At 72.9% G+C, this 12,958-nt stretch carries 9 protein-coding genes; 5 read left to right on the forward strand and 4 right to left on the reverse strand.

Annotated elements, in window-relative coordinates:
- The first annotated feature begins 70 nt into the window (after positions 1–70).
- Both JYK02_RS26485 and JYK02_RS26490 read left to right on the forward strand, forming a co-directional pair.
- Positions 71–1,765 carry an FHA domain-containing protein gene (locus JYK02_RS26485; protein ID WP_207055349.1) on the forward strand — a complete coding sequence of 565 codons (1,695 nt, stop codon included), beginning with the start codon at positions 71–73 and terminating at the stop codon, positions 1,763–1,765.
- An 85-nt stretch (positions 1,766–1,850) separates the two neighbouring features.
- The gene (locus JYK02_RS26490) at positions 1,851–5,456 is read left to right on the forward strand and encodes a serine/threonine protein kinase (protein WP_207055005.1); all 3,606 of its coding nucleotides are present in this window, start codon (positions 1,851–1,853) and stop codon (positions 5,454–5,456) included.
- Between the two features lie 33 nt (positions 5,457–5,489).
- On the opposite strand, the gene JYK02_RS26495 is transcribed toward JYK02_RS26490, so the two are convergent.
- Positions 5,490–5,957 carry a hypothetical protein gene (locus JYK02_RS26495; protein ID WP_207055372.1) on the reverse strand — a complete coding sequence of 156 codons (468 nt, stop codon included), beginning with the start codon at positions 5,955–5,957 and terminating at the stop codon, positions 5,490–5,492.
- Positions 5,958–6,168: 211 nt separating this feature from the next.
- Between JYK02_RS26495 and JYK02_RS26500 the strand changes: the two genes are divergently transcribed.
- Positions 6,169–8,370, forward strand: coding sequence for a fused MFS/spermidine synthase (locus JYK02_RS26500; protein WP_207055006.1), 2,202 nt, complete (start codon positions 6,169–6,171; stop codon positions 8,368–8,370).
- Here JYK02_RS26500 and JYK02_RS26505 read toward each other — a convergent pair whose 3' ends face one another.
- From JYK02_RS26505 to JYK02_RS26515, 3 genes are all read right to left on the reverse strand, one after another.
- Complete coding sequence (locus JYK02_RS26505; protein WP_207055007.1) at positions 8,371–9,141, reverse strand: YoaK family protein; 771 nt, start codon at positions 9,139–9,141, stop codon at positions 8,371–8,373.
- Positions 9,142–9,156: 15 nt separating this feature from the next.
- The gene (locus JYK02_RS26510; RefSeq protein WP_207055008.1) at positions 9,157–9,507 is read right to left on the reverse strand and encodes a histidine triad nucleotide-binding protein; all 351 of its coding nucleotides are present in this window, start codon (positions 9,505–9,507) and stop codon (positions 9,157–9,159) included.
- A 62-nt stretch (positions 9,508–9,569) separates the two neighbouring features.
- Complete coding sequence (locus JYK02_RS26515; protein WP_347402584.1) at positions 9,570–11,102, reverse strand: hypothetical protein; 1,533 nt, start codon at positions 11,100–11,102, stop codon at positions 9,570–9,572.
- Positions 11,103–11,111: 9 nt separating this feature from the next.
- On the opposite strand from JYK02_RS26515, the gene hprK reads away from it, so the two are divergent.
- Entirely contained in the window at positions 11,112–12,077 is a 966-nt protein-coding gene (gene hprK / locus JYK02_RS26520; protein WP_207055009.1) for an HPr(Ser) kinase/phosphatase, read from the forward strand.
- Positions 12,074–12,937 carry an RNase adapter RapZ gene (gene rapZ, locus JYK02_RS26525; RefSeq protein WP_207055010.1) on the forward strand — a complete coding sequence of 288 codons (864 nt, stop codon included), beginning with the start codon at positions 12,074–12,076 and terminating at the stop codon, positions 12,935–12,937. The genes hprK and rapZ overlap by 4 nt, the downstream gene beginning before the upstream one ends.
- The last annotated feature ends 21 nt before the right edge of the window (positions 12,938–12,958 follow it).

A 12,958-nucleotide genomic window follows, 5' to 3' on the forward strand; every position in this document is an offset into this window, starting at 1 on the left:
CGCCCGTATTCCACGGGAAAGCGTCTCGGACTCTCGGAAGATTGGGAGGTCGTGTAATGTCGTGGGCCCGATGTGGCAGATCATCATCAACGGGCCCGGCTACTTCGACACGTCGTACGACCTGCCCGAGGGCGTCACCAGCCTCGGCCGTGCCGACGAGAACGACATCGTGCTGGGCGGTGACCTCGTGTCGCGCCGGCACGCGCGCCTCTACGTCGAAGGCGATGTGCTGCGCATCGAGGACCTGGGCAGCCGCAACGGCAGCCGGGTGAACGGCGCGCCCCTGCAGGGCAGCAAGCACCTGAACGCGGGCGACACCGTGGCGCTGGGGGAGAACACCCTGGCGGTGCGCCAGCCGCACACGGTGGAGAACGCCGCCACGGAGATGATGGACCTGGGCGCGGGCGGCGTCGTGCGCTTCGGGCACGGCACGGACGTGGGCCCGGCCGTGCTGATGGCCAAGAACGTCAAGGACGCGGACGTGCTGCGCCTGCTGGACAACGTGGGGCCGCTGCCGTTCGACGACGCGTTCTCCGGCCCCTCGCCCGTGCCCGCGGGCTCCGCCGTCGCCAGCCCGCGCGTGTCGTATGAGACGCTGGTGCTGCTGGTGCACGCCGCGGAGGCGCTGGCCACCGCGCGCACGCTGACCGCGTTCCTGGAGTCCGCGATGGACCGGCTCCTGGAGCGCACCGACGCCACGACGGCGGTGGTGCTGCTCAAGCACGCCGCCGGGCCGCTGGTGCCCGCGGCGGTGCGCCACCGGGGACGGCTGGCCAAGGGCGAGGTGCCCGTGTCCGACGCCATCGTGGACGAGGCCCTGCGCCAGGGCCGCGCGCTCGCGGTGGGCGACGTGAAGGACGACCGCCGCTTCGCCGGACGCGAGAGCGTCATCATGTACGGCGTCAACCGGGTGCTGTGCATCCCCATCGGCACCGAGCCGCCCTTCGCGGGCGTGCTCTACGTCAACGTGCCCGCCGAGGGCGACACCAGCCTGGAGCTGATGCTGGACGCGTGCACCGCGGTGGCCCACCTGGTGGCCAGCGGCGTGCAGCGCTTCGCCGTGCGCGACGGCTCCAGCACGGACCGGCTGCGCCGCAACCTGGAGCGCTTCCACTCGCCGGAGGTGGCCGAGCGCCGCTCCGCCGAGGCCCAGCGCACGGGCGGCAAGCTGCCGGGCCTGGAGGAGAAGAACCTCACCGTGCTGCACGCGGAGCTGGCGGACTTCGGCGCCGTCATTGGCCGGCTGGGCGCGGCGCGCGCCACGCAGCTGCTCAACGACTTCCACGCGCGCATGAGCGGCATCGTCTTCAGCTTCGAGGCCACCGTCGAAGGCTTCATGGGCGAGTCCATGCGCGCGCTGTTCGGCGTGCCCTACGCCAAGGGCGACGACGCGGTCCGCGCGGTGCGCGCGGCGCTGGCCCTGCGCGCGGACTGGGAGCGGGGCATGGCCCGCCGGCCCCAGGACGAGCGCTGCGACCTGAGAATCGCGCTGCACTCCACCAAGGCGCTGGTGGGGATGATCGGCACCGAGTCGCGCACGGAGTACAGCGCCGTGGGAGAGGGCATGGGGGTGGCAGGCTGGCTGGCCTCCACCGCGGCCCCCGGCCAGGTGCTGATGACGGGCAAGCTGCTGGCGGCCACCGGGGCGCGCTTCGACGTGATGCCGCTGGGGGAGCGCGTGGTGCGGCCTCCGCGCGACAAGGTGGCGGTTTTCGAGGTGATTGAAGAGGACATGGGCATGCTGACCAACCCCGGTATCCGGTGAGGCGGTCGGCGCGGCCGGTTGACGGGTTGAAGCGGGGGGCCTGCCCGGGGTTCAATGCGGTTTCCGTGGTGGACCCCCGCACCGCATGAACTCTTCGACCCAGCCCGCCCGATTGCGTCCCTTCCGGCCGCAGCCCTTCGGCCGGTACACGCTCCTGTCGCACCTGGCCACCGGCGGCATGGGGGAGATCTACCTCGCCCGTCTGGAGGGCGCGCAGGGCTTCGAGAAGCTGTGCGTCATCAAGAAGATCCTCCCGCAGTTCGCGGAGGACCAGGACTTCGTCGACCGCTTCGTGGGTGAGGCGCGCACGCTGGTGCGGCTGGGGCACGGCTCCATCGCGCAGGTGCTGGACATGGGCGTGCACGAGGGCGAGGCCTACATGGCCCTCGAGTACGTGGACGGCAAGGACCTGCGCAAGGTGGCCGCGCGCGTGCGCGACCGGCAGACGCCGCTGCCGCTCACGTTCGTGCTCTACGTGATGGGCCGCGTGCTGGACGCGCTCGCGTACGCGCACCGCAAGCGGGACGAGGACGAGAAGGAGCTGAAGCTCGTCCACCGGGACATCTCGCCGCAGAACATCCTCATCTCCTACGAGGGGGAGGTGAAGGTCATCGACTTCGGCCTGGCGAAGAGCCGGCTGTCGGCGGCCAAGACGAACCCCAGCATCATCCTGGGCAAGTTCCTCTACATGTCGCCCGAGCAGGCCCGGCACCAGCCGGTGGACCGCCGCAGCGACCTGTACGCGGTGGGCCTGTGCCTCTACGAGCTCATCTCCGGCAAGAACCCCTTCGACGCGATGCCGCCGGGCGAGCTGATGTCCGCCGTCGCGAACCCGAAGGTGGCGCCGCTCAGTGAAGTGGAGCCGCTGACGCCGCCGGCGGTGTCGCAGCTGGTGGCGAAGGCGCTGGCGGTGGAGCCGGCCCAGCGCTTCCAGACGGCGGAGGACTTCCGGGTGCGCCTGCAGGCGTGCCTCATGGAGATCGACACCAGCGCGGGCCCGGAGAGCGTCAGCCGCTTCATGCGCGACCTGTTCTCCTCGGACTACCAGTCCGAGCGCCGCCTGCTGGCGTCCCTGCGCGAGGTGTCGCGCGACGTGCGCGCCAGCGGCACGTACGAGTCGCTGGGCCCCGCGCCGCGCCCGACGATGCCGGCGCCCACGCTGCCGGCGAAGACCATCCGCCTGGACGGGCCGGTGGAGCCGCTGTCGTTCCACCCCACGCCGCGCAGCCGCGAGGACGGCGGTGGCGCGCGCGACGACGGTGAGACGCGCCCTGGCGTGATGGTGGACGAGTCCACCCGCCCCGCGTTCCCGGTGGAGGCGCTGGAGGAGGCGGCCCGCGCGAAGATGCGGCCCAGCCCCGCGTCCTCGGAGCCGTCGCCCACGGTGGAGGTCCGCCAGGACGCGATGGAGCGGCCCACCATCCTCGAGGGCCTGCCCGCCATCCGGCTCCCCTCGGACCGCGCGGTGGAGGCGGAGGCTCCGGTGGCCCCGCCGCTCGGCGAGCCCACCGCGCCCCGGACGGAAGCGCTGCCCGTGGCGGAGGCGAGAGGGGAGCCCACCGCGCCGCGCGCCACGTCGCTGCCGTACGCGGATGCAGGGCTGCCGTCGCGTGACGCGCCTCCCGTGGAGGACGTGCCCGCGCCGACGCCGTTCGCGGACGCGGGACGGGGGGCTTCGCTGCCCTTCTCGGATTCGGTGGGGCCTCGTGGCGTGCCGCCGCCCGCGCCGATGGCGGCGATCCCCGCCGTGCGGCCGGCGGATGGACCCGTGCCCTTCGTGCCGGCGGATGCGTCGCGGCCGGTGTCGCCTCCGCCGATGCCGTCGTCGTTCGACGCCGGGGCGGAGCGGTTCGATACGTCCGGCGAGTCGCTGCCGTTCATGGAGCCGCCGCCTCCGCCGGACGGCCCGTTCCTCGATGACGAGGAGGAGCTTCCCGAGAGCGACTACCCGTGGCCGGCGCCCATCGTCGAGGGCGTCCAGATCGAGTCTCGCGCCGCCGAGCCGCGCATTCCGGAGGGGCAGCGCCCCACCGCCGCGATGCCGTCCCTGTCGTCGTCGCGCCCCGGGGTGACGACGCCGTCGAATGGCAGCCGTCCCGTGTCGCCGCCCCCGTTCGACGCGGCCCGCACCCCGGAGCCCCTGCCGACCTTCGAGCCGGTGCGCGCGCCGGAGTCCTCGCGCGGCTTCGACCCGCCGCGCAGCCCCGAGTCGTCCCGAGGCTTCGATGCGCCCCGCGCCGAGCCGCGCATTCCGGAAGGCCAGCGCCCCACGGCCGCGATGCCATCGCTGCCGTCCTCGCGCCCTGGCGTGACGACACCGTCGAATGGCAACCGGCCGGTGCCGGCGTACGCCGCGCCCACCATCCAGGTGCCCTCCATCCAGCCCGGCGCCTCGCGCTCCATCGACTACGACGAGGCGCCGCTGGGCTCCGAGCCGCTCGATTCGGGGCCGGCGCCCCGGCCCACGATGCAGGACACGCGGCCGTCGGAGGAGCTGATCTCGGTGGATCCGCGCGCGCTGGAGGTGGACTCCAGCGTGCCGTACATCTCCGCGGATCCGGACGACGCCCTGGCCGCGCGCGAGGGCGACGCGGACACGCACCCGCGCATCCAGATGCCTCGCCCCCCGCGCCGCGAGGAGCCCCAGGCCCGCGTGGTGCTGGACGAGGCCGCGCTGCGCGAGCCCTCCACCTCCTCCGGCAAGCGCGATCCCGACACCGGCCCCACGGGGCCTGCCCGGGGCCGCACGGGGTCTCGCCGCGCCGTGCGCGGTTCGTCTCCCAGCACGCCGCCTCCGCGCTCCAGCACCGCGTCGAGCATGCGCGCCGTGGCTCCACCCCGCGCCGCCGCGCCCTCCGTGGACCCGGACGAGTCCTCCACCTCGCGCTCGACGCGTGACGACTCGACCCGGCGCAAGGCGATGCCCGTACGGCCGGAGCCCTCGGAGCCGGCCCCTGCCTCGCGGCGTGAGCCGGCGCCGGCCCGCAAGGGTGGCGCGCTGCGCTCCGTGCTGATGTTCACGCTGCTGATGCTCGTGGCGCTGTCCATCGTGGGCGCGGGGCTCTTCTTCGTCCCCGAGCTGCGCGTGGCCGTGGGCCTGGAGCAGTCGCGCACGTCGACGCCGGCTCCGCCGACGAAGGTGCAGCCGATTCCGACGACGCTGCCCCCGACCCCGCCGGTGCGCCCGTCCACGCCCGCGCCGTCCGAGGACACGAAGCCAGACCAGGAAGTGGCCGCGACGCCCACCGCCGAGCCGGCGGAAGTCACGCCGCCACCCGCGGAGCCCGTGCAGGCCGCCGCCGAGACCGCCGCCCCGGCAGAGACTCCCGCCGAGCCCTCGACGCTGGCGCTGGAAGACATGCTTGGCCCGGGTGGGCAGGCCGAAGGGACCGCTGCTCCCGGCTCCACGCCGGCCACTCCCACGGGGAAGAAGGCGGCTCCGGCCCGCCCGGCCAAGCGCACCGCCAAGGAGGCCGCCGCGACCACCGAGCTGGAGCGGGAGTGGGCGAAGACGAAGGAGCTCTTCCTGAAGCTGGAGAAGAACCACAGCTGCGCGGCCATGGCCATGCAGTGCAGCCGCTTCGGCACGCTCCTGGAGGACTTCAACGAGGGCGGCAGCAAGACGCCGACCCTCAAGGAAGTGCGAGCCCTCTACAACCAGCTCAAGGACGTGCAGCGCCGTCAGGAGTAGCGTCTCCTGACGGCCCTGGATTCACGGGTGCGCCTAGCGCCGCGTGCCAGCGTCGCGCGTCGTGCCCGCGTCCATCATCCCCGTGCCCGCGTCACGCGTGGTGCCCGCGTCCATCATCCCGGTGCCCGCGTCGCGGCCGGAGCCGCCCGTGCCCTGGTAGCTCTCCGCGAGCCCCGTGCCCAGCTCCTGGTTGCCGCCGGTCTTCCGGCCGGAGTTGTTCGGGGCGTCGCCCTCCACGGCGTTGGGGGCGGACGTGCCGCCACCCAGCGCGGCCTGGCTGTCGCTGTTGTAGGGCCTGCCGCCTCCCTCCTCGGTGGAGGGGTGGCTCAGGTTGCTGCCAGCCTCCCGGCCCGCGGGCGCCGGCTGGGAACGGTGCTGGAGCTGCACGGGGTCCTGGAACCCCTGGGGGCCTCTTGAAGCCTGCTCGCTGTTGCAGCCCCAGGCCGCCAAGGCACCACCCACCAGCAGTCCCAGCCCCATCACGCGCTTGATGCCCTTCATGGTTTCCCCCTCGGGCGCGAGGACCTCCGCGCCTGTCCGTCCGGGAAGTTAGGACCGACGCCCGCTGGGGCCACCCACCCCAGCAGCAGCCCGCCTGCTTGCCCGCCGGGCGCCAGGACGTGCCCGTGTTGACAAGACTGTCGCCCTGGCGGGAAACACTGTGAGCGCGGGAAGTCCTACGCCGTGCGTCTTGCCCCGCTCCCGAGGTCGCATGGTCCGCTACGCCCTCGCCATCTTCACCAGCGCCTTCCTGCTCTTCGGCGTCCAACCGCTGGCGGGCCGCTACGCGCTGCCGTGGTACGGCGGCACGCCCGCGGTGTGGACGGTGTGCATGCTGTTCTTCCAGGCCGTGCTGCTCGCGGGCTACGCCTATGCGCACGCGGTGGCCTCGCGGCTGCGCCCGCGCGCGCAGGCCTTCCTGCACCTGGGGCTGCTGGCGGTGGCGCTGGGCGCGCTCGTGGCGCGGGCCTCGTGGACGGGCTCGCCGCTGGCGCCGGGGGAGGGCTGGCGCCCGGTGGATGATCACCTGCCCGTGCTCCGGCTGATGCGGATGCTGGCCGCCACGCTGGGCCTGCCCTTCTTCGTGCTCAGCACCACCGGGCCGCTGCTCCAGTCGTGGTTCGCGCGCGCGCGGCCGGAGCGCTCGCCGTACGTGCTCTACGCGCTCTCCAACGCGGGCTCGCTGCTGGCGCTCTTGGGCTACCCGTTCCTCGTGGAGCCCTGGGTGGGCCGCAGCGCGCAGGCGTGGGGCTGGGCCGCGGGCTTCGTCCTCTTCGTCCTCTTCGTCCTGGCCTGCGCCCGGGACCTGCTGCGCCGCGCGCCCGGGGCGAACGCGCCCGAAGCTCCAGCCGAAGCCCACCCCGAGGCTCAGGCCGACTCACCGCGCCCCGGCGTGGGGCGCACGCTGACGTGGCTGGCGCTGAGCACGTGCGCGTCGGTGCTGCTGCTGGCCACGACGAACAAGCTCTCCCAGGACGTGGCGGCGGGCCCCTTCCTGTGGGTGATGCCGCTGGCGGTGTACCTGGTCACCTTCATCCTGGCCTTCTCGCGCGAGTCCCTCTACGCGCGCACGCCGTACTCGGTGGCGCTCATCGCCTCCGTGGTGCTGGTGACGTACGCGCACAAGGAGGGCCCCGCGCTGGGCCTGGGGTGGCAGGTGCTCTTCCACGCGTCCGCGCTCTTCACGGGCGCCATGGTGTGCCACGGCGAGCTGTACCGGCGCCGCCCGGCTCCGCGCTACCTGAGCGCCTTCTACCTCTGGGTGTCCGTGGGCGGCGTGGCGGGCGGCGTGTTCGTCAACCTGGTGGCGCCCGCCCTCTTCAACACCTACTGGGAGCACCCGCTGGCCCTGGCCGCGTGCTGCGCGGTGGCCTTCGCCGGGCTGCTGCGCCGGCCGAAGGAGGAGACGGCGGTGGTGCGCACGCAGCGGCTGCTGCGCGGGGCCATGCTGGTGGGCGTGGCGCTGCACCTGCCGCTGCTCGTCGCCTCGGACCAGGAGCGCGTGCGCTTCGCCGCGCGCAACTTCTTCGGCGTGGTGCGCGTGCTGGAGCTGTCCCCGGAGGACCCCCAGCAGCACCAGTTCGCCCTGCGCCACGGCGCCATCACGCACGGCTGGCAGTACATCCGTCCGGAGCGCCGCCACATCCCCACGGCGTATTACACGCCGGACACCGGCCTGGGGCTCGCGCTCGCGGAGCAGCGCCGGTGGCGCCAGTCCCAGGGGCTGCCCACCGGCCTGCACGTGGGCATGCTGGGGCTGGGCGTGGGCAACAGCGCCACGCTGATGGCGGCCGGGGACGACGTGCGCTTCTACGAAATCAACCCCGTCATCATCGGCCTCGCGCGGGGCCAGGGCGGCTTCTTCAGCACGCTGACGGACACGCCCGCGCGCGTGGAGGTCATCGAGGGCGACGCGCGCATCTCGCTGGAGCGGGAGCTGGAGCACGGCTCGCGGAAGTTCGACGTGCTGGCGCTGGACGTCTTCAGCTCGGATGCCATCCCGGTGCACCTGCTGACGCACGAGGCGGTGGCGCTCTACCTCCAGCACCTGGCGCCGCGTGGCGTGCTGGCGCTGCACATCAGCAACCAGCACCTGGACCTGGTCCCCATCAGCCTGGCGCACGCGCGCGCCTCCGGCCTGTCCGCGGCGCTGGTCACGGTGGACGGCCAGGGCGACACGGTGTCGAGCTCGTGGATGCTGCTGAGTCCGGAGCCCGGGTTCTTCGCGGGCGCCACCTTCACCGGTGGCCCCGCGCACGTGCGCCGGCTGGTGCTGCGCGGCGAGCCCGCCTACGTCTGGACGGACGAGCGCAGCAGCGTGCTCCAGGCCCTGCGCCCCCGGGCCCAGGGCCGCGCCGCGGCGGACCCCAACGTCACGGACGCGCCCGCGGTGGCCCGGCCCTCGGAGCCCTGATCAGCGGTCCGGAGCGGCGGGGGACGGCGCGGGCTTGACGTTCAGCCGCAAGTCCAGCGCGGCCAGCACGCCCAGCACCACGCACGGCAGCACCAGCGTCAGCGCCCCGTGGCGCAGGAAGAGGTAGGGGCCCAGCGTGGAGCCGGCGAGGAACGCCAGCGCCAGCCCCAGGTGCAGCCGCGTGCGCTCGAACTGCACGGCGGAGGGCAGGTCCCGCACGCGCTGCCACAGCCCCGGCGCGCCTTCCCCCCGCAGGCCGTCGCGCACCCACGCCAGCATCTGCACCCCCTGGATGCCGATGTCCGTGAGCAGCCCCGTCACGTGGCTGGTGCGCACCACCGCGCCAGACACCCGCGTGACGAGCGCGTTCTGCAGCCCCATGGCGAAGGCGATGCCCCAGAGCGGCCCCGGCGCGCGCGCGCCCGGCGTGGACGCCATGCCCAGGCCCACGCCGCCCAGCACGAGCATCTCCAGCAGCAGCGCGGCCACGTGCCGTCCTCGCGTGCGGTGCCGCGAGGCGTCCAGCAGCCCCGTCGCGCAGAAGGCCCCGGCGACGAACAGCCCCATCAACTGCGCGGGCAGCCGCGCCGTGTCCCAGCGGCCCTGGGCCAGGGACTCGCCCAGCGTGGCCATGTTGCCGGACATATGGGACGCATGCGCGCCCAGCGCCACGAACCCCACGGCGTTGACCGCGCCGGCCACGGAGGCCAGCAGCACGGCGAGGAGGGAGTAGGCGCGGCGCGACTGGGGCGACGACTGGGCACTGAACATGAACGGCGAAGGCGGCTAGCCCGGGGGCCAGTGCAGGGGACGGCCCGCGAGCAGGTGCAGGTGGATGTGGAACACCGTCTGGCCCGCGTCGCGCTGGGTGTTCATCACCACGCGGTAGCCCGTGTCCGCGAAGCCCCGTTCGCGCGCCAGCTTCGCCGCGCCGATGTAGAGGCTGCCCACCACCTCGCGGTCCTCCGTCGTGATGTCGTTCACCGTGGCGATGTGCTTGCGCGGGATGAACAGCACGTGCGTGGGAGCCTGCGGGTTGATGTCCTCGAAGGCCAGGCAGTCCGCGTCCTGGTAGACGACCTTCGCCGGGATGAGGCCATCGCGAATCTTGCAGAAGAGGCAGTCGGATTCGGGCATGGCCCTGGCTTACCAACCCGCTGGTGGAGCCGGAAGGGTCTTCTGGACCCGAACTGTCCCCCTCAGGGCAGTCGCCACGAATAGCCGGGGTCCGGCGTGCAGCCCGCGATGGGCAGCTTCACCAGCACCAGCGAGCCCTCCCGGGCCACCGCCGTGCCCGCACCCTCGTAGCCCGCCGCGGTGATGACGTGGCTGAAGCGGTTGGAGCCCCGGCCGGGGCCGTTGTGGGCGTACAGCGGCACCTTCCGGTGGAAGTAGCTGTAGCCCCCCGTCCACGCCTGGTGGACCGCCTCCACCTTCAGGCCGCACACGTCGTCGAGCCGCCCCGCGGCCTCCAGCAGCCGGTTGACCGGGCCCTGGTCGTCCCACGCGCTGTCCTGGGGGCGCACGCGTTCGTACTGGCCCAGCTCGCCGAAGGTGAGCGTCCCCGCGTTGGCGCCGGACAGGAGCGCCGCCGCCACCACCGCCAGCGCGACGGTGGCCCGCGCGGGGAAGCCCCGGAGCACGCGCAGGACGGAGTCCAGCCCCACGCCCGCCAGGGCCGCCAAGAGCGGCATCGCCGGCACCAGGAAGCGCAGCTCCTTGTGCGGCTGGGCCGCGTGCAGGAGCACGAAGGCGGCCGTGAGGAAGGACAGCCCCCACGCCCGGGGCAGTGCCAGCAGGGCCAGCGCGCCCACCAGCAGGGACAGGCCCGGCATCGCGCGGCGCAGGATGCGCGGGTAGTAGTCGAAGGCCTCCGTGCCCCACTGGGCCGCCTTGCCCTGCACCACGTTGAAGTCCAGGTAGACGATGGCGGAGTGGAACCACCGGCCCCAGGTGAGCTTGTCCAGGAGGCCAAAGGCCAGCGCCCACCCGGCCAGCACCGCCAGCGCCACGCCCGCCTGCCGCCACTGGCGCCGCGCCAGGAGCACCGCCAGCAGCCCCACGCAGAAGACGCCGTTCTGCAGCCGCAGCAGCACCGCCAGCCCCAGCAGGGACGCCCCCGTCACCAGGGCCCGCCGGGACGCGGTGGCCGGCAGCACCAGGGCCAGGCCCAGCGCCACCGGCAGCACGGAGGCGTTCTCGCTCATGGCCCGGGGGGCGAAGTACAGGGGTACCGACGCCAGCGCGAACAGGGCCGCGCCGCCGGAAGCCGCCAGGGTGGAGGCCCCGGACGCGCGGGCCAGCCGCCACGTGGCCCACGCCGTCGCCGTGCCAAGGAGCGCGAAGCAGCCCTTCACCAGCGCCAGGTAGCCCGCCGGCTCCGTCAGCCCCACCGCCCGCCCCAGCCCCAGCAGCGCCGCCACCAGCGCCGGCAGGGCCCAGTTGCGGGCCCCCTCGACGAACTCCCAGGCAATCAGGCCGTAGCCGTAGACCAGGCGGTGGGCGGGCTCCAGGCTCTGGTAGACCTCGTCCGGCCAGTAGATGCCGTCGTCGTACAGGGCCCAGTACAGCCGGAACGCCGCGCCCAGCCCCAGCACGCCCAGCAGCAGCAGCAGGCCCAGCCGGCGCTCGGTAGGGGCGTCGGCGCCAGCCTCGGAGGCGGCTGTAGGGGAGGCGGGGGGGACGGCGGACACGGTGCGGTTCACCTCCGGAGGCCGGTGGGTGATATCCACGTCCTGACGATGAAATCCATTCGCATCTCCCAGCTCCTCGAGGACCAGGGCCACGACCTGCGGCTGACCCTGATGGCGGGCAGCCAGGGCCTGACGCGCACGGTGGACTCCTCGCGCATCCAGAAGCCGGGCCTGGCGCTGGCGGGCTTCACCGAGCACCTCCACCCGCACCGCGTCCAGGTCTTCGGCAACACCGAAATCTCCTACCTGGCCACCCTGGCGGAGGACGCGCAGCGCGCCTCGCTGGCCAAGCTCTTCAGCGAGGAGGACCTGGCCTGCGTCGTGGTCACCAAGGCGCTGGACGTGCCGCGTGCACTGGTGGACGCCTGCGAGGCGGCGGGCCTGTCGCTGATGAAGACGCCGCTGCTCTCCAGCGAGTTCATCCAGCGGGTGCAGAGCTTCCTGGAGGACGCGCTCACGGAGTCCAGCAGCCTGCACGGCGTGCTGATGGACGTCTTCGGCGTGGGCATCCTGCTCTTGGGCAAGAGCGGCATCGGCAAGAGCGAAATCGCCCTGGACCTGGTGATGCGCGGCCACCGGCTGGTGGCGGACGACATCGTGGACGTGACCCGGAGGAAGGGCGCCGTCTACGGCGCGGGCAACCCGGTCATCAAGCACCACATGGAGATTCGCGGACTGGGCATCATCAACATCAAGGACCTCTTCGGAGTGTCCGCCGTCCGGGAACAGAAGAAGATTGAGCTTGTGATCGAGCTGCAGGAATGGGATCCGCACCAGGAGTACGACCGCCTGGGCGTGGAGGACAAGCACCTGCAGATCGTCGGCGTGGACATCCCCTTGTCGGTCGTGCCGGTGCGTCCTGGACGCAACATGGCCACCATCGTGGAGGTGGCCGCGCGCAACCAGTTGTTGAAGCTTCAGGGCCACCATTCGGCGCGAGAGTTCGCCGAGCGACTCAATCGAGCCATCGCCCAGGGGGCGATGCGCCGCACCTTGGGAGAAGAGGTCGAGTGACCGCCCCCGCGAAGCAGATCATCGTCATCACCGGCATGTCAGGTTCCGGAAAGTCCACCGCCATCCGGGCGCTGGAGGACGCCGGCTTCTTCTGCATCGACAACCTGCCGGTGCTCCTCTTGCCCAAGCTCACGGAGCTGGCGGGCGGCGGCAACATCGAGCGCATGGCGTTGGTGATGGACGCGCGCGAAGGCGTCTTCCTCAAGGACGCGCCGCGCGTGCTGGATGAGGTCCGCCGCGCGGGCCACCAGGTGGACGTGCTCTTCCTGGACGCCAGCGACGACAGCCTCATGCGCCGCTTCAGCGAGACGCGCCGCCGTCACCCGCTGGCCCCGGACGGCACGGTGGCGGAGGGCATCCACCTGGAGCGCGAGGCGCTCAAGGACCTGCGCGAGCTGGCGGATCAGGTCATCGACTCGTCGGCGCTCAACGTGCACGATCTGAAGCGCATGGTGCAGGGGCGCTTCAGCCCGGAGCCCACGACGGGCCCCAGCCTGTCCATCATGTCCTTCGGCTACCGCTACGGCGTGCCGCCGCAGGCGGACCTCGTGTTCGACGTGCGCTTCCTGCCGAACCCGTACTTCGTGCCGGAGCTCAAGGGGCTCACCGGCAAGAACCCGAAGGTGTCCGGGTACGTGCTGGAGCGCGAGGAGACGCAGCAGTTCCTGGAGAAGGTCGTGGACCTCTGCCGCTTCCTGTTCCCGCGCTACCAGAAGGAGGGCAAGGCGTACCTCACGGTGGCGCTGGGGTGCACGGGCGGCAAGCACCGCTCGGTGGCGCTGGCGGCGGAGATGGTGCGCCGGCTGTCCGCGGACTACGGCCGCGTGCAGCTGTGGGACCGGGACATCGAGAAGGAGTAGGCCCGCTCGGCCGGCCCCGGC

The organism is Corallococcus macrosporus (genome assembly GCF_017302985.1).
GTDB classification, from domain to species: Bacteria; Myxococcota; Myxococcia; order Myxococcales; family Myxococcaceae; genus Corallococcus; species Corallococcus macrosporus_A.

Bases quoted from the DNA above. Each gene is read 5' to 3' on its own strand.
- JYK02_RS26485 (WP_207055349.1), top strand. From the start codon at position 71: ATGTGGCAGATCATCATCAACGGGCCCGGCTACTTCGACACGTCGTAC.
- JYK02_RS26490 (WP_207055005.1), top strand. From the start codon at position 1,851: ATGAACTCTTCGACCCAGCCCGCCCGATTGCGTCCCTTCCGGCCGCAG.
- JYK02_RS26495 (WP_207055372.1), bottom strand. From the start codon at position 5,957: ATGAAGGGCATCAAGCGCGTGATGGGGCTGGGACTGCTGGTGGGTGGT.
- JYK02_RS26500 (WP_207055006.1), top strand. From the start codon at position 6,169: ATGGTCCGCTACGCCCTCGCCATCTTCACCAGCGCCTTCCTGCTCTTC.
- JYK02_RS26505 (WP_207055007.1), bottom strand. From the start codon at position 9,141: ATGTTCAGTGCCCAGTCGTCGCCCCAGTCGCGCCGCGCCTACTCCCTC.
- JYK02_RS26510 (WP_207055008.1), bottom strand. From the start codon at position 9,507: ATGCCCGAATCCGACTGCCTCTTCTGCAAGATTCGCGATGGCCTCATC.
- hprK (WP_207055009.1), top strand. From the start codon at position 11,112: ATGAAATCCATTCGCATCTCCCAGCTCCTCGAGGACCAGGGCCACGAC.